At 40.7% G+C, this 17,264-nt stretch carries 13 protein-coding genes and 1 pseudogene; 9 read left to right on the top strand and 5 right to left on the bottom strand.

From position 1 onward, the window contains the following. Positions 1-55 precede the first annotated feature (55 nt). Positions 56-1,381 carry a 23S rRNA (uracil(1939)-C(5))-methyltransferase RlmD gene (rlmD, locus tag GWI58_RS15185; protein ID WP_004244987.1) on the bottom strand — a complete coding sequence of 442 codons (1,326 nt, stop codon included), beginning with the start codon at positions 1,379-1,381 and terminating at the stop codon, positions 56-58. A 387-nt stretch (positions 1,382-1,768) separates the two neighbouring features. Beyond that, complete coding sequence (dgt, locus tag GWI58_RS15190; RefSeq protein ID WP_020945249.1) at positions 1,769-3,277, bottom strand: dGTPase; 1,509 nt, start codon at positions 3,275-3,277, stop codon at positions 1,769-1,771. 119 nt (positions 3,278-3,396) lie between these two features. Here dgt and mtnN point away from each other — a divergent pair, with 119 nt between their 5' ends. Next, positions 3,397-4,104: a 5'-methylthioadenosine/S-adenosylhomocysteine nucleosidase gene (gene mtnN, locus GWI58_RS15195; protein WP_004244989.1), complete on the top strand. Its 708-nt coding sequence runs from the start codon at positions 3,397-3,399 to the stop codon at positions 4,102-4,104. Between the two features lie 100 nt (positions 4,105-4,204). Next, positions 4,205-5,035, top strand: coding sequence for a vitamin B12 ABC transporter substrate-binding protein BtuF (gene btuF / locus GWI58_RS15200; RefSeq protein ID WP_161769317.1), 831 nt, complete (start codon positions 4,205-4,207; stop codon positions 5,033-5,035). Between the two features lie 165 nt (positions 5,036-5,200). Here the strand turns inward: btuF and erpA are convergent, their stop codons facing one another. Next, positions 5,201-5,545 (bottom strand): iron-sulfur cluster insertion protein ErpA, encoded by a 345-nt coding sequence (gene erpA / locus GWI58_RS15205; protein WP_004244992.1) that lies wholly within the window; start codon positions 5,543-5,545, stop codon positions 5,201-5,203. Between the two features lie 277 nt (positions 5,546-5,822). On the opposite strand from erpA, the gene hemL reads away from it, so the two are divergent. Beyond that, positions 5,823-7,109: a glutamate-1-semialdehyde 2,1-aminomutase gene (hemL, locus tag GWI58_RS15210; RefSeq protein WP_012367503.1), complete on the top strand. Its 1,287-nt coding sequence runs from the start codon at positions 5,823-5,825 to the stop codon at positions 7,107-7,109. Between the two features lie 102 nt (positions 7,110-7,211). On the opposite strand, the pseudogene mrcB reads toward hemL, so the two are convergent. Further along, positions 7,212-9,521, bottom strand: a pseudogene (mrcB, locus tag GWI58_RS15215) (bifunctional glycosyl transferase/transpeptidase); the annotation flags it as partial. Positions 9,522-9,652: 131 nt separating this feature from the next. Continuing rightward, on the bottom strand, positions 9,653-12,082 hold the full coding sequence (gene hrpB / locus GWI58_RS15220; RefSeq protein WP_110229793.1) for an ATP-dependent helicase HrpB: 2,430 nt from the start codon (positions 12,080-12,082) through the stop codon (positions 9,653-9,655). Positions 12,083-12,167: 85 nt separating this feature from the next. Here hrpB and sfsA point away from each other — a divergent pair, with 85 nt between their 5' ends. The 6 genes from sfsA to panB all read left to right on the top strand — a co-directional run bounded on the left by sfsA (position 12,168) and on the right by panB (position 17,231). Beyond that, entirely contained in the window at positions 12,168-12,878 is a 711-nt protein-coding gene (sfsA, locus tag GWI58_RS15225; RefSeq protein ID WP_004244997.1) for a DNA/RNA nuclease SfsA, read from the top strand. Between the two features lie 196 nt (positions 12,879-13,074). Then, the gene (gene dksA / locus GWI58_RS15230) at positions 13,075-13,530 is read left to right on the top strand and encodes an RNA polymerase-binding protein DksA (RefSeq protein WP_004244998.1); all 456 of its coding nucleotides are present in this window, start codon (positions 13,075-13,077) and stop codon (positions 13,528-13,530) included. 85 nt (positions 13,531-13,615) lie between these two features. Further along, on the top strand, positions 13,616-13,921 hold the full coding sequence (locus GWI58_RS15235; protein ID WP_004252502.1) for a hypothetical protein: 306 nt from the start codon (positions 13,616-13,618) through the stop codon (positions 13,919-13,921). A 114-nt stretch (positions 13,922-14,035) separates the two neighbouring features. After that, the gene (pcnB, locus tag GWI58_RS15240; RefSeq protein WP_369946343.1) at positions 14,036-15,592 is read left to right on the top strand and encodes a polynucleotide adenylyltransferase PcnB; all 1,557 of its coding nucleotides are present in this window, start codon (positions 14,036-14,038) and stop codon (positions 15,590-15,592) included. After that, a complete protein-coding gene (gene folK / locus GWI58_RS15245) occupies positions 15,585-16,082 on the top strand; it encodes a 2-amino-4-hydroxy-6-hydroxymethyldihydropteridine diphosphokinase (RefSeq protein WP_004245001.1) in 498 nt (165 codons plus the stop codon). The genes pcnB and folK overlap by 8 nt, the downstream gene beginning before the upstream one ends. A 357-nt stretch (positions 16,083-16,439) precedes the next feature. Continuing rightward, positions 16,440-17,231: a 3-methyl-2-oxobutanoate hydroxymethyltransferase gene (gene panB / locus GWI58_RS15250; RefSeq protein ID WP_004252505.1), complete on the top strand. Its 792-nt coding sequence runs from the start codon at positions 16,440-16,442 to the stop codon at positions 17,229-17,231. Positions 17,232-17,264: the final 33 nt, after the last annotated feature.

Here is a 17,264-nt window from a genome sequence, read left to right on the forward strand (position 1 = left end):
ATTCTCTCCCTACTCGATATAAATCTTATCTGCGACTTATTGAGTGGCTATCTGTTTATTTGCGAATAAACAATGCCATTGATTCCAGATGCCCTGTTTGTGGAAACATATCCAACATTCTTAACTGGGTTAGCTGATATCCGGAATCTAATAATATCTTACTATCTCTGGCTAACGTGGTCGGATTACAGGAAACATACACAATTTTTTCTGCGGATAACGTCACAATATGTGACATCACTTGTGCAGCTCCCGCTCTTGCGGGATCTAGCAGAACTTTATTAAATCCTTCCTGTGCCCAAGGCATAGCAGAAAAATCGGCGGATAAATCAGCATGCCAAAACTGAACATTATCTAATTGATTAAGTTCAGCATTTTTTTTCGCCATTGCCACCAGTGCAGGAACACCTTCGACACCAACGACTTTATCAACACGCTTTGCCATAGGTAATGTGAAGTTACCCATGCCACAAAACAAGTCTAGTACGCGATCGTTTGGCGATAAATCGAGCCATGCTATCGCTTGAGCAACCATCTTATGATTTATTTCATCATTAACTTGAATAAAATCCGTTGGTGCAAAGTGTAATTTTAGACCCTCTATCTGATAGAAGGGTTCCTTCTCAATCGTTGTTAATTGTGCGATCTCACCATTATCACCCGCCAGATATATCATCACTTGAGCGTGATGAGAAAAATCATCTAACAATTGCTTATCACCCTCAGATAGCGGTGATAAATGACGCAAAATCACTAATGGCCCATTATCTGCTAACACTAATTCCACATGACCTAAATCACGCACGACAGAGAGTTGCTTTAAACACTGCCACAGTGGCAATAACAGTACATTAAGTTGTGGTTTTAATACTGGGCATTGGGTGACCATCACTAAGTCATTAGAAAGTGCTTGGCGAAATCCCATTACCAAACCCTTTTTAGGGTGATAACGTAACCCTAATCTTGCTCGGCGCCGATAGCCATACTCCGCACCGGCAATAACAGGCTGTGCTGAAATGACCACATTAGTTTCACGTTTAATAAGATGTGATAAAACCTCAGCTTTAGTGGTGCGTTGCCAATCAATAGGCACATGTTGTTGCTGGCACCCACCACAATGTTGATAGTACTGACAGGGTGGTGTCACTCTTTCTGGGTTTGTGGTTAACCGTGTGATCACTTCTCCCTTGGCAAACTGGCGTTTTTCTTCGGTCAAACGAATGCGTGCAGTTTCTTGTGGAAGTAATCCTTTAACAAAAATGGTTTTGCCCTCAGCATGAGCAATACCTTGACCGTTAGCATCCAATGCATTAGCGGTTACCGCCAAGTTTTTTACCTGTTTTTTAGCAGGACGTTTTTTAGGGGAATAAAACTGCACCATAGTATTAAATTTTATGAATCTATTGCGGATTAACTCTAAAACAGCCTAGTTTGACATTTTCACTCCGCAAACAGAATTAAGTGTTTACTAGACCATTTAGAATAAGATATGAGGAGAGTATACCATCGAACAAGTTATTTACTTAACTGATATAAGCAATATTTTTATGAAATCGAAAAATATTTTTATGCTAACAAGTAGAAGTACTCTTTTATATAGATTTAATATTATTCTATAACTAAAAACTATTATATATAACGTTTACATTGAATATATTTACAATTAATAACAAATATTTTCTGTTATTTTAATAACGCGTAACTATCTCTAAGAAAAATCTAAAAATTATCATTAATCAATATGATAGATATTTCAATCGATTACACATTAATCACATACCATTAATTTTCTATATTCTTCATATGCATAATGGTCGGTCATACCACTGATATAATCTTGTATCAATCTTGTACGATAATAAAACTCTAAGGTTTTTCCCTCTTCACTATTAATATCGTAAATTTTTTCTAATGCTTCATTATAAGCAAGCTTATGTTTAATCGAAAGCTTATGATATAAACGCGTCTCAATAACATAATCAGGATGTTCATTATATTTATGTAGTCTTAGAAAATCATCGGTCGATAATAAAAGCAATGGCTTATAAATATCCAATAACCCACTGATCACTCGATAGCCCTTCATTTCAAGCTCTTCAACTTCGGGATGACTAAATACCCACTTTTGCGCCACTCGTTTTAACGTTGCCAATAAACGATGTTCAGCACTCTTTCCTTCAAGTAAAGCGTGGTTAAAGCTGCCTTCATAAACTTGAGGTAAGTTCTTGATAAAGCGATAGGCGGTGTAAGGTACTAGTTTTCCGGTAATATAGACGCGCAAATACATAAAAAATTGATCTTGCATGCTACGCTTAGCTTCATTTTGATCAACTTTCTTAAAAGCTCGATTAACAGTGATATCAAACAGATCACCTTCTGTTACCGCACCACTTTCACTCCATGCATTTTTTAATAACTGCACTAAACGATTGATATCAAAAATGCCTTTTTCTACCGCATCATCTAAATCAGCAATACAATAAGAAATATCATCTGCCGCTTCCATAATATAAGTCAGAGGGAAACGACAAAAATCTTTCATTGCAAGTTTCTCTTGTACTTCCTTAACAAATTCAGCTTCAGACCAGTAATAACCTGGTTTTTTCATTAAATAGCTAAATTCTTTCGGCGTAGCACCTTGCCAATAAGCTGGACGTGTATATTTTAAAACACAGCCAATTTGCGCATAGGTTAAATTGAGTTTTAACAAGTGATGCGCCATGCGAATTGCCTGAGCATTGCCTTCGAAATGGCATAAGTCTTGACGTAAAGTCTGTTTTAATTCATTTAAATGTCGATCTGCTGAATAGCGAATAGGTAAAAAAGGACAATTATCAAATTCTATGGAAGCATCAGGTGCTAACACCTTACGAAACCAATGTTTAATTGCAGCTTCACCAAAATGACCAAAAGGCGGATTGCCAATATCGTGCATTAAACACGCCATTTCAATTAAACTTTCAACGCTATCAATTCGCTCATTTAAGCCATATTCTTCTAATTTATTATGCTTTTTTAGTTCGCCGATTATTTGCTTAGCGATATAACGGCCTATTTGTTGTACTTCCAGCGAATGGGTTAATCGACTTCGTACCGCCGAATTTTGCTCTAATGGAAATACCTGTGTTTTTTGTTGTAACCGACGGATCGCCGCTGAATTAATAATACGCCCGCGATCGCTTTCAAATTGGCGCGAGATCTGCATTTCATCATCAATATCGATATCACTGCTGTTATATTTGCGTTGATAATTTAACTTCAGTTTAAAATCGATCATTTCTATCCTCTTTCTGGTATCGATGAAACGAATTCGCTGCGTTATATCGTGTTTTTGCGATAAATGATAAACTCTTGGTTAACGCTATATATTATTAACCTACAAGGGAGTATGACACAATGAGAGTTGGCGTAATAGGTGCAATGGAACAAGAAGTCAAACTTCTGCGTGAACAAATTGAAAACTGCGAAATAGTCTCTCGTGGTGGTTGTGAAATTTATACTGGCAAAATCAATGGTGTAGATGTTGCATTACTAAAATCAGGTATTGGTAAAGTGGCTGCCGCCATCGGTACCACACTATTACTTGAACATTTTCGCCCTGATGTTGTGATCAACACCGGCTCTGCAGGTGGGTTAGATGCAAAATTAAATGTTGGCGATATTGTCGTATCAACAGAAGTACGTTATCACGATGCCGACGTTACTGCTTTCGGTTATGAACCGGGTCAAATGGCACAATGCCCGCCGGCATTTATTGCCGATCCCAAACTGGTCAATATTGCTCAAGAGTGTATTGGATCACTAAAATTAAATGCCGTGCGTGGATTAATCTGTAGTGGCGATGCTTTTATTAATGGTGCCGAGCCATTAGCGCGTATTCGTCGTACTTTTCCAGAAGTCGTCGCTGTTGAGATGGAATCAACCGCTATTGGACATGTTTGCCATCAATTTGATACACCTTTTGTTGTTGTTCGCGCCATTTCAGATGTGGCAGATAAAGAATCGCATTTAAGTTTTGATGAGTTTTTATCTGTTGCCGCACAACAATCAAGCTTAATGGTCACCACTATGCTTGATAAATTAAAAACAGAGACTCAGTTTTAATTTATTTAATCGATAAGCCACTTAACAAACCCGTCTCTCTTTTAGCTCAGCAGGTAAGATAAAAATAGACGGGTATATTTGACTATAAAGACGAGAAAAAATGCGTTTCTTAAACACTTTTGCACTGCTGCTAAGCCTGATATTGACACCTTATTATGTTATCGCAGCCACTCCCGCACAACGTGTTATTACTTTATCCCCATCTGCCACGGAAATGGCTTATGCCGCAGGTATGGGAGAGAATATGGTTGCGGCGAGCGCTTATTCTGATTATCCACAAGCAGCAAAAGCTCTCGTACAAGTTGCCGACTGGCAAGGCATTAATGTAGAACGCATTTTGCTATTAAAACCTGATTTAATTATTGCATGGCCAAGCGGTAATCCTCAACGACCGCTCGATCAGTTAAAATCATTGGGTATCCCTATTATTTACTCCGATCCACACAGTATCGAAGAAATCATTGACGATCTTACCCGACTTTCTTCTTATAGCACTCATCCTGAAGTCGCTTTAGCAAGTGCACAAAAATTACGTCAGCAATATCAAGAATTACAGCAAAAGTACGCCTCAACGACGCCTCATCAAGCGAAGAAAAAAGTCTTTATTCAGTTTGGTATGCACCCCCTATTTACGACATCAAAACATTCATTACAAAATGAGATTACCGAACTTTGTGGCGGCGAAAATATTTTTGCGAATAGTGCAGTTCCTTGGCCACAAGTCAGCCGCGAGCAAGTGATCAGTAAAAAACCTGATTTGATTTTATTTAGTGGTAAACCAAACCAAATTGCCGCAATACAACAATTTTGGCAACCTCAACTAGATATTCCTATTATCGCTATTGATGAAGATAGTTTTAGCAGACCAGCACCACGTATTATTTATGCGGCTCAACAGATTTGTGAGGCTATCGCAATCCACTCATTTTAAAGTCAATTAACTATTTAAATGAAGATTGAAGAGGTTAACAGACAATAGTCGTAGGCAAGCTGCAACACAACCAATAACGTGCAGTGAGCGGAGCATATATAAAGATGTGGGGATTGCTAACGCCGTGGCACGGCAGTGTAGCCACGACGTCAAATAATATAAAAATCAGATACTAAACGATGAACCACAACCACAAGTGCTTTTCGCATTAGGATTGGTGACGATAAAACGTGAGCCCTCAAGGCCTTCAGTATAATCAACACAACCACCCACTAAATACTGCAAGCTCATTGGATCAATAACTAAGGCAACGCCTTGTTTTTCTATGGTCATATCACCTTCATTCATAGCATCATCAAAGGTAAAACCATACTGGAATCCGCTACAGCCACCACCGGTGATATAAACACGTAGACGCAGATTTGGGTTTTCTTCATCCGCAATTAGATCTTTTACTTTATTTGCAGCCGCATCTGTAAATTGTAACGGCAGAGCCATATCATCACTCATTGTTCACTCCAGACTGGATAATCCAGTAAAAAACAGCCAGCAAAAATTGATGCTTCTTGCTGATATAATGTGATGATTATCTAATACCTGCTCTTAACCTTCAAGTTTGTTGTGGACAAAATGCACTTTTTGATACACAACTTTTCTTTATTAATGAGTACCAACTCGAACAATAACAATGATAAATCAAAATGTTGTTGTCGTGTATTTGGCTTCATCTGCACTGTGCTTTAGAATAGGCGTTAATCTTACGCTCACCCATCATTAGGAGTCTGACATGAGCAAGTCTGAAACGCTTTATAATCTCGCACAACAAGTGATACCTGGTGGCGTCAATTCACCGGTTAGAGCATTTAACGGTGTTGGTGGCACACCGCTTTTTATTGAACGTGCTAATGGTGCGTATATTTATGATGCCGATGGACGTGCTTATCTTGACTATGTCGGTTCATGGGGACCGATGGTATTAGGCCACAATCACCCCGCTATTCGCCACGCTGTAACTGATGCGGTGCAAAAAGGCCTAAGCTTTGGTGCTCCTACGGCTGCTGAAGTGGAAATGGCGAATTTAGTCACTGAGTTAGTGCCTTCGATGGATATGGTTCGTATGGTGAACTCAGGTACAGAAGCCACCATGAGTGCCATTCGCCTTGCTCGTGGCTACACGGGTCGTGACAAAATCATTAAATTTGAAGGCTGTTACCATGGACATGCAGACTGCTTATTAGTCAAAGCAGGATCTGGTGCATTGACGATGGGACAACCAAACTCTCCAGGTGTTCCTGCTGATTTTGTTAAACACACTTTAACTTGTACTTACAACGATTTAAATTCAGTACGTCAAGCATTTGAAAATTATCCGGAAGAAATCGCCTGTATTATTGTTGAACCCGTTGCCGGTAATATGAACTGTGTTCCACCTAAAGCCGATTTTCTACCGGGATTACGTGCATTATGTGATGAATTTGGTGCATTACTGATTATTGATGAAGTAATGACAGGTTTTCGTGTCGCATTAGGCGGCGCACAAGCTTATTACGATGTTGATCCTGACTTGACCTGTTTAGGTAAAATTATAGGTGGTGGCATGCCTGTAGGTGCCTTCGGCGGACATAAAGAAGTGATGTCTCAATTAGCCCCTATCGGTCCTGTCTACCAAGCGGGAACATTATCGGGTAACCCCATTGCGATGGCAGCGGGTCTAGCTTGTTTGCAAGAAGTTTCACAACCGGGAGTTCACCAAACACTGGATGAACTTACCACTATGTTAGCGGATGGATTACTTGAAAAAGCACAACAAGCAGGTATCCCTATGGTAGTGAACCATGTAGGCGGTATGTTTGGTTTATTCTTTACCGATGCCAAAGAAGTGACTTGCTATCAAGACGTAATGAACTGCGATGTCGAACGCTTTAAACAGTTCTTCCACTTAATGTTAGAAAAACGTATTTACCTCGCTCCGTCGGCTTTTGAAGCAGGCTTTATGTCTATCGCTCATAGCAAAGAAGATATTCAACGTACTATCGATGCGGCTGAATATGCCTTTAGCAAAATGAAAGCGTAATCTTTCATTACTTAAATAGCATTTATTGCTGGTATTGCTGGCAAAAAAATATCCTCCGCGATTGCAGGAGGATATTTTTTATCTCAATAGTATTACGAATAATTACTCAGAAAACAGATCGCGTAACCATTTAGGCGCCGCACTATCGTCGCCGTCGCTCTCTTGTGGTAACGGTGTACAGAGGCTATCAGGATCTGCTGTCCACACAGGTAATGTACGCACGCCGCCACCATAACAAACAAAGTTACCTTCAGCATTAATCGACATCTGTGCTATATCTTCTGGTACAGGTGGATTTAATGTTAATGGTGTTTGATTTTCTAAATAATGACGATAAAGGATCAATGCCCCTGTCGATCCTGTTAAGTTAGTTGGGCCATTATTATCACGTCCCATCCATGCAATAGTGACTTCTTTACCATCAATACCCGCAAACCAGCTATCACGTAAGTCGTTGGTGGTTCCGGTTTTACCTGCAAGGTTATATTGACCAAACTTAGGTTTTAATGCTCGTGCTGCTGTACCTGAATTAACCACCTGTTGCATACCAAACAGTGTCATATATGCTGCTTGTGGAGAAACCGTTGTTTCTGCTTGCGGGTAGCTTTGATAAAGCACCGTACCATCTTGGTTGATAACGGAGCGCAATGCCGATAATTTAGCGCGATTACCTAAACTTCCGATTGTTTGGAAAGTTTGCGCCACTTCCATTGGGGTTAAGTTTAGTGCGCCAAGTAACATCGCTGGTACTTTTTCTAAATTTTCTGCTGGGGCACCTAGTTTGATCCACGTTTTGATCACTTGGTCTAACCCAACTTCTAAACCAAGATTAACCGTTGGTACATTACGTGATGTAGCAAGAGCATCCACCAACATCAATCGCCCTTTATAACCACGATCGTAGTTACGTGGTTGCCATGGTTTTCCTCCCGGAATAGGCACTGAAATAGGTTCATCCGCCAACCAGGTATTTAAACGAAAACGCTCAGGCTCACTTAATGCGGCTAAATAAGTTGCTGGTTTTGCTAATGAGCCAATTGAACGGCGTGCGGACATGGCACGATTAAAACCGGCATATTGTGGTTGTGAACCGCCCACTAACGCCCTAACCTCACCACTGAGGCGATCTACAACAACCATTGCGCCTTCGAGATCGTTGATTTTGCGTGTTTTACGTAAATCAGCAACTCCCGTTTCTACCGCTTTTTCCGCTGCATCTTGTGAAACAGGATCAAGCGTTGTAAAAATTTTAGTCCCCGATAAATCTTTAACCTGATCACCTAATTTAGTTTGTAGCTCTTGACGAACTAACTGCATAAATGCCGGTTGTGGCGTTAGCGCTTCGCTACGAGGTTTTACTCCTAAAGGACGCGCGCTTAATACATCATAAAGCTCTTGATCGATAATTTGTTGGGTCTGTAATAATTTTAGTACCACATTACGGCGCTCTAATGCAGCCTTAGGATTACGCCATGGATTGTATGCAGAAGCCCCTTTCACCATTCCAACCAATAATGCTTGTTGATCAAGACTTAGTTCATCAACAGGTCGACCAAAATAGTAAAGGCTAGCCAGTGGAAAACCACGAATTTGCTCATCACCACTTTGCCCTAAGAACACCTCATTAAGATACAGCTCTAAAATACGATCTTTGCTATAGCTCGCATCCATAATAATCGCCATATAGGCTTCATTAAGCTTTCTTTTTAGCGTTCTTTCATTGGTTAGGAATAAGTTCTTTACTAATTGCTGCGTTAAAGTACTTCCCCCTTGTACCGCTCTACCTGCGGTAAAGTTCGCTAACACCGCGCGACCAATAGAATAAATACTGATGCCATCATGCTCATAAAAACGGCGATCTTCCGTAGCAATTAATGTATCGACTAATAGTTGAGGAAATTTATCTCTTGCTAAGAATAGACGCTGTTCACCATTAGCCGATTGCATCATAGTGATAAGCTTAGGATCGAGGCGAAAGAAACCAAATTGACGCTGATTATTCATATTGGTGATACTCACCAATGAGTTTTGTTCAAAGGTTAATTTCGCTAAAATTTGCTCTTCGCGACCATCTGGAAAATCAAACGGTCGACGTAACATCTCTATAGTGCCATTTTTAACAACAAATTCCCCAGGACGGGTGATTTTATTGACATGGCGATACTGCATACCTTCCAGTAAGCTTACCATCTCTTTTTGGCTATAGTTCATGCCAGGTTCTAAATTGACAGTACGTCCATAAACGGCAGCAGGCAATTCCCATACATTACCGTCAAGGCGCTCTTTAATTTGGGAATATAAATAAACACCATAGATGCCGACTAAAACCGCAACCACAATGGCGATTTTAACAAATAACCAAAACCAAGAACGCCTTCTATTGGTTTTCTTTACTGGTTTTTTCTTTCTACTCATGAACAGTTTCTCTCATTAAAACCTCTTCACCACACCCTTAGGGTAAAGAAGCCTAACATTGTCGCTATTTTTCCAAGCTATCCCACAGGAAAGCTCTCAAATTGTTATTCAGCACGTATATATACGCGCTAACTCCATTTTTTTACACGTCGAGTGGGGGCCGTTGTTGCGGGTGAATCTGGCCACAAATGTTTGGGATATCGCCCCTTCATCTCTTTTTGTACTTGTGTATAGCTTCCGGCCCAAAAAGTAGCGAGATCTTGTGTTTTTTGGATAGGTCGCATAGCTGGAGAAAGTAACTCCATCACTACAGGTAATTGCCCTTTTGCCACAATAGGACTTTGTTTTTCACCATAAACCTCTTGGATCCTGATAGCAATAATCGGCGGATTATCTAAATCATACCTAATCATCACTTTAGTGCCCGTTGGAGCAATATAGTGTGTTGGGAACAGCTCTTGCAATAATTGTTGCTCATGCCAAGTTAACTGATTTTTAATTATCCCATTAATATCCATTTGTAGCAGTGCCTTAAGTGATTGGGTATCGCCTAATTCAGGTTGTAACCACAATTCTAATGAGTCTAATAAAACGGCTTCATTCAATACAGGTAAATTGGCCTCAGGGCACCACTTTTGCGCTAAAGCAAGGCGAATAAACAGTTGCTTGCTCTCTTCACTTAAGGGTAGAGCACTTAATCCTTGTTTACGTAACCAATTTAATAATGCCGTTTGCATTTGCGCTTTATTAGGTTTATCTAATGGCATTTGACTAACGGTTAACTGACCTAATTGGCGCTGTTGCCACGCAAGAAGTGTACCGCGCTTTTCATCCCATTCAACGGTGGTATTATCTTGTATCAATTCCGGAAAGATAGAGGATACTTCATTAATATCAATAGGTAAGGCTAATAAAATTCGCACATCCGCATAATGTGCATTTTGCAACAACAATGGTGCTAAAATCCACGGCGATTGGCTCATAGGTTGAGTATTATCCATCATTGCGCCTTGTCCATTAGCGAGGCGAAATCGACCTTGATTATCACGGTTTTTGGCTATTCTATCTGCAAATCCGACACTCAATAGTGATGCTAATAATTCTGGGCGACATTGCCCTTTGCATTGCTGTAATAGCTGTTTTTCACGCTGTGACCATTGATGATTTTTCTGTTGGATCAGCCATTCAAGACTAATCTCTCTATCTCTTGGTGGCTGTTCTAAAATGGCACACAGCCTTGCTGCGGTAGCAAGATGATGCTCACTTTTTTCACTAGCATAATCTAATATTGCCGCCAATCGGGGATCGATGCCCCACTGTGCCATACGTACTCCCCGCGCGGTTAATCCCCCTTGATTATCAATGGCACCTAATCGTTGCAATAATGTTTTAGCTGCGTTTATTGCTGCTGGTGTAGGCGTATCTAACCAAGAGAGTTGGTTTATATCACGACATCCCCATTGCAATATTGAAAGCCATAACGAAGAGAGATCACTAGATAAAATTTCAGGTACTTGGTGAGTTGCCCCGCGCTCAGCTTGTTCCTGACTGATTAAGTGCCAACAAATTCCGGCTTCAAGACGTCCTGCCCGCCCCGCTCTTTGCGTTTGTGAAGCTTGACTTATTCGTTGGCGCAATAAGCTTGTTACACCACTTTTTAAATCAAACTGGGCACGTTTTTCAATGGTACTGTCGAGCACCAAGCGAATACCTTCGATTGTTAAACTGGTTTCTGCAATATTTGTTGCTAATACAACTTTGCGATATCCCTTTTCTACAGGCTCTATGGCCTGTTGCTGTTGTGCTAATGAAAGAGCCCCATAAAGTGGAAAAATTAAGGTGTATTTATCCACTTTGTCAGCTAATAATTGCGCGACTCTAATAATTTCTGCACTACCGGGCAAAAAAACAAGTAAAGAGCCCGTCTCTTGTGTAAGCAAACGTCGCGCCATCGTGGCAACTTCTTGTTCAAAAGGCAGGTGTGATTGAATAGGATAATAATGCCGTGAAACAGGATAACTGCGCCCTTCAGAACTAATCATTGGCGCATCCGGCAATAGTGAAGTTAATTTTTGATTATCTAATGTTGCAGACATCACTAAAAGGCGTAAATCATCACGTAATCCTGATTGCACATCTAATAGCAGTGCTAACGCTAAATCTGCTTGCAAACTCCGCTCATGAAATTCATCAAGTATCACTAAACTTACACCTGTCAGTTCAGGATCTTGCTGTAACATACGTGTCAACACCCCTTCGGTGATCACTTCTAGGCGCGTCTGCTGGCTCACTTTACTTTCAGCACGCATGCGATACCCCACCGTTTTACCCACCTCTTCATTGAGTTGACTTGCTAAACGATAAGCGATGCTTTTTGCCGCAATACGCCTTGGCTCTAATAAAATAATTTTGCCATCAAATATATTTTGTTGAAGCAAATACAGTGGCAGTGCGGTTGATTTTCCCGCTCCTGTGGGGGCGTGAAGTAAGACTTGGGGACATTGTTTTAATGCAGTAACAACAGATCCTGCTACCTCAAAAATTGGCAATAGATGCACACAAGCTCCATAACTGATTAACTTTCTCTGTGGCTCATTGTAGCATTAGCCCTTTATTAAAGGACGTATTTTCACCGGGGTGATTATGAAATTTGAACAACCACTACAATCTGCCACTTTATTAAAACGATACAAACGTTTTTTAGCAGACGTAGTGACGGCAAATGGTGAAGAATTCACGCTCCATTGTGCTAATACGGGTGCGATGACGGGATGCGCAACTCCAGGTGATACGGTTTGGTATTCCACGTCATCGAATGTCAAAAGAAAATATCCTCATAGTTGGGAATTAACACAAACTCAATCAGGTGATTGGATCTGTATTAATACCTTAAGAGCTAATACGATCATTGCCGATGCGATAGAAGCTGGTGATATTCCAGAATTATCTGACTATGATGAAATAAGACGCGAAGTGAAGTATGGCAGTGAGAATAGCCGTATTGATATTTTACTTAAGTCAAATCATAAAGTTGACTGCTATATTGAAGTGAAATCGGTCACTTTATTAGATGCTGGAATGGGCTATTTTCCTGACGCTAAAACAGAGCGAGGTCAAAAGCACCTTCGAGAGTTGACCGCTATCGCAAAATCGGGCTTAAGGGCTATCTTATTTTACGCTGTCCCCCATACTGGCATTACACAAGTGTCTGTTGCTAAAGAGATTGACCCTAAGTATGACTTATTGCTAAAACAAGCATGTGATGCTGGGGTTGAAATTTTATGTTATCGCATCAATATTAGTGAGTACGATTTAACAATTGGAAAGCAATTACCTTTTATTTCAAAAGGTTAATACATTTTCATGGTGTTGGTTAAGTATTTTTTAACTAAAATGGCCTTTTTACTTGCGTGCCTTCACATCATGAGAAAACTTATTAAAGGAATAATTGCTATCCGCGCGGGCATCTGCTATTTATAGCGCCCTATTTTTTTCCCTTCCTATTTAAGGTGGGGGATTATTCAGAAAATGCGTATGTAGGAGAAGCATTATGCAAGAAGGGCAAAAGCGTAAAACATCGTCCATGAGCATTCTCGCTATTGCTGGCGTTGAGCCATATCAGGAAAAACCGGGCGAAGAGTACATGAACGAAGCCCAATTAGCGCATTTTAAGCTAATACTTGAATCTTGGCGCAATCAGCTCAGGGATGAAGTCAACCGTACCGTCACTCATATGCAAGATGAGGCGGCCAACTTCCCCGATCCTGTTGACCGTGCTGCACAAGAAGAAGAATTCAGTCTTGAGCTGCGTAACCGTGATCGTGAACGTAAACTCATTAAGAAAATTGAGAAAACACTGAAGAAAGTTGAAGATGATGACTTCGGCTTTTGTGAGTCTTGCGGTGTTGAAATCGGCATCCGCCGTTTAGAAGCTCGTCCAACAGCCGATCTCTGTATCGACTGTAAAACATTAGCTGAAATCCGTGAAAAACAGATGGCTGGCTAATTAATGAGTATAGCCTCAGTACTTAGGTACTGGGGCTTTAATCTAAACGTTAATACCCAAGATGACAGTGTGTATTAGGCATTTAGTGCCATTATTAATAAACCAACTTTGTTTTGGTGGTTTGGTTACAGCATTGGCTCGTTATCTTCAAGCTGACACAAATTATGAGCGTTGGCGCTTTCACATCAATAATATCATCCTCCAATTAATACTTCTTGATACAATAACTCAGACTATTCGCACTGTGATGACGATGTTTATTCACATAAAAGAGAAGTTATTTGCGTATAATTCTATCACTATAGCTGATGGCCATAAGCAAGGAACAATATTGATGGAGCACATTTTCTTACCTCGTCAACCGTTGCTGTCAGGCAAGATTATTCGTTAACATTATGATGAAGATGCACAATAACCCACACAAAGCATTCTCAAAAAATGTTCAGTAGGCTATGATTAGCCGCTTAATTTTTTAATTATTAGATTTAATTATTCGAGGTGTCATATTTTTAACCGAGTAGCGCATTTCTGCCGTAATTTGCTAGGACGACAAACAACATCGTCAGATACAGAATCGGTAGCGAGTGAAAGGCCTGTCACTGCATCTGACCGACCTAAAAAAGAAACACAAACGACTGTGCGTCGGCGTCCTGCCCTATCCGCAGACCGTCCCCGTAAGAACAAAAGTAATAACGAAAAGGCGAACGGGAGTGATTTGCCAATGACTGTGATCCCAAGAGATCAACACCCGATTTCGCGTAAAGACATCAGTGATAACGCACTAAAAGTTCTTTATCGTCTGAATAATTCAGGCTTTCAGGCTTATTTAGTGGGTGGTGGTGTACGCGATCTATTATTAGGGAAAAAACCAAAAGACTTTGATATTGCTACCAATGCAACGCCAGAAGAAGTCCGTCGATTATTTCGTAATAGTCGCTTAGTAGGTCGACGCTTTCGTCTAGCGCATATTATGTTTGGCCCCGAAGTGATTGAAGTCGCTACTTTCCGTGGCTCTCATGAAGATCATGAAACATCCGATCGCAATCAGTCACAACAAGCACAAAGCGGTATGTTGCTACGCGACAATATCTTCGGATCGATTGAAGAAGATGCCATTCGTCGTGATTTTACCTTAAATAGTCTCTATTACGGCGTCGATGATTTTGCTGTACGTGATTATGTGGGGGGCTTGGCTGATCTTAAATCAGGTACTATTCGTTTAATTGGCTCTCCTGAAACTCGCTATCGTGAAGATCCGGTTCGGATGCTAAGAGCTATCCGCTTTGCCAGTAAACTGGATATGCGTATCGCACCGGAAACTGCAGAGCCAATTAGCCAATTAGCACCACTATTACGTAATATTCCTTCAGCACGCCTATTTGAAGAATCGCTGAAATTATTACAAACAGGACATGGTTATAAAACCTATCGGTTAATGCGCCATTTCCAACTCTTAGAGCCTCTTTTTCCATTAGTTGCCTCAAGGATCACTGAGCAACAAGATACCCCAATGGAAAGAATGATCGAACAGGTGCTAAAGAATACCGATTATCGTATTAGCAAAGAAATGCGCGTAAATCCGGCATTCTTATTTGCAGCAATGCTATGGTATCCCTTAGTGGAGCATGCCGAAAAACTGGCTCAAGAAAGTGGACTGTCTTATTACGATGCTTTCTCAATGGCGATGAATGATATTTTAGATGAGCAATGCCGTACTATTGCGATCCCTAAACGTATCACCACCACAATGCGTGATATTTGGCAATTACAGCAGCGTTTACCTAAGCGTCAAGGGCGCCGAGCCAATAAACTGCTTGAGCATCCTAAGTTCCGTGCAGCATTTGATCTACTGGAATTACGCGCTAATGTACAAAGAAATCCTGATCTGGAAGCATTAGCCGCTTGGTGGGCTGATTTTCAGGTTTCAAACAATACACAACAACGCTCTATGGTCTCTGAATTAGGTCCAGGCCCGGTACGCAAAAGAACACGTCCTCGTAAACGTCCTCGTCACCCTAATGCAAAAAATAATGCACCAAGACAAGAGAACAAACATGAGTAAGCAACAACAGCGTGTGTATATTATTCTGGGCAGTAATTTAAACTCACCAGAACAGCAAGTAAAATCGGCGATAAAAGCGATTAGTGAAATCCCTAATACTACACTGATTGCCCAATCACCTTGGTATCGCACACGCCCTATGGGACCTCAAGATCAACCCGATTATCTCAATATGGCTGTCGCCGTTGATACTACTTTAGCCCCAGAAGAGTTGCTCGACCATACACAAGCAATTGAACTTGCCCATGGTCGTGAAAGAAAAGCAGGTAATCGTTGGGGACCTCGTACCCTTGATTTAGATATCATGTTATTTGGTGATCAAGTTATACAGACCGAACGTTTAACTGTGCCTCATTATGGACTTAAGGTGCGTGAATTTATGCTTTATCCATTGGCGGATTTAGCACCTGAGCTTTGCTTCCCTGATGACGGAGAACGATTAGCAGACAGATTAGCGCTCGTACCTAAAAATGGTATGGAAAAGTGGTGATACCACATAATAAGCGTGTTTGATGTTAATGGTTGATGCTGTTGACTGACAGTATCAACCCCGTTCACAACTCTCTTGTACTGTTCCTTTATCGCGTTATCCCTCCCCATAAGTGATAAAATACGCCCTTCCCTCCCGCCTGTTATATCACCATTTCTAATTCTTGGATAAATATCAAAATATTTTTTATTTCTATTTTTTATTATTCAATTCACGACTTTTTCTTCGTTTTTAGTACGTAGATGCTACAATCAGCAGTTAATGTTTTTTATTTATGTCATATTCTCTTTAATAAACAAATAATTAACTGACATAAATAACTCAATTTACACGCAACACACCATGGAGTTTATTATCATGAAGCCGGTTACGCTATCTACGCTCAATCGCTATAAACAAGAAAAGAAAAAGTTTGCCACTATCACGGCTTATGATGCTAGCTTTGCTCGTCTATTTGCCAATGAAGGTATTCCTGCCATGTTAATTGGTGATTCACTCGGTATGACACTACAAGGTCATGACAGCACATTACCTGTCACCGTTGAGCAAATTGCCTATCATACCCGTTGTGTAAGAGCAGGCGCCCCTAACGCGTTCTTAATTGCTGATATGCCTTTTATGTCTTATTCCACTCCAGAGCAAGCCTGTCTTAACGCAGCTATTCTAATGCAAGCGGGAGCGAATATGGTCAAAATTGAAGGAGGAAGCTGGCTTATTCCTACAGTCAAAATGCTCACTGAACGCGCAGTGCCTGTTTGTATTCACCTAGGCTTAACCCCTCAATCTGTTAATGTGTTTGGTGGCTATAAAGTACAAGGTCGAGAAGAAGCTGCTGCTGAGCAACTTAAGCAAGATGCTATGGCGCTTGAAACCGCAGGAGCACAACTGGCTGTATTAGAATGCGTCCCCGTTTCCGTGGCAAAAACTATTACCGGATCACTCAATATTCCTGTTATCGGCATTGGTGCCGGTAATGTCACTGATGGACAAATTCTTGTGATGCATGATTTATTAGGTCTAACACCTAATGCCCCTAAATTTTCTAAAAATTTCTTACAAGAAGCTGGCTCCTTACCCGAGGCTGTCAGACTGTATGTTCAACAAGTTGAACAAAAACTGTTCCCTCAAGAACAACACTCATTTAACTGATTTATCATTTAAATTCATTAAAATAGTTTAAAG

It is taken from the genome of Proteus sp. G2674 (assembly GCF_009915195.1).
GTDB lineage: Bacteria > Pseudomonadota > Gammaproteobacteria > Enterobacterales > Enterobacteriaceae > Proteus > Proteus mirabilis.

Coding starts and splice junctions, on each gene's coding strand:
- rlmD (WP_004244987.1), bottom strand. CDS start 1,381: ATGGTGCAGTTTTATTCCCCTAAAAAACGTCCTGCTAAAAAACAGGTA.
- dksA (WP_004244998.1), top strand. CDS start 13,075: ATGCAAGAAGGGCAAAAGCGTAAAACATCGTCCATGAGCATTCTCGCT.
- mtnN (WP_004244989.1), top strand. CDS start 3,397: ATGAGAGTTGGCGTAATAGGTGCAATGGAACAAGAAGTCAAACTTCTG.
- sfsA (WP_004244997.1), top strand. CDS start 12,168: ATGAAATTTGAACAACCACTACAATCTGCCACTTTATTAAAACGATAC.
- panB (WP_004252505.1), top strand. CDS start 16,440: ATGAAGCCGGTTACGCTATCTACGCTCAATCGCTATAAACAAGAAAAG.
- dgt (WP_020945249.1), bottom strand. CDS start 3,277: ATGATCGATTTTAAACTGAAGTTAAATTATCAACGCAAATATAACAGC.
- hemL (WP_012367503.1), top strand. CDS start 5,823: ATGAGCAAGTCTGAAACGCTTTATAATCTCGCACAACAAGTGATACCT.
- folK (WP_004245001.1), top strand. CDS start 15,585: ATGAGTAAGCAACAACAGCGTGTGTATATTATTCTGGGCAGTAATTTA.
- erpA (WP_004244992.1), bottom strand. CDS start 5,545: ATGAGTGATGATATGGCTCTGCCGTTACAATTTACAGATGCGGCTGCA.
- btuF (WP_161769317.1), top strand. CDS start 4,205: ATGCGTTTCTTAAACACTTTTGCACTGCTGCTAAGCCTGATATTGACA.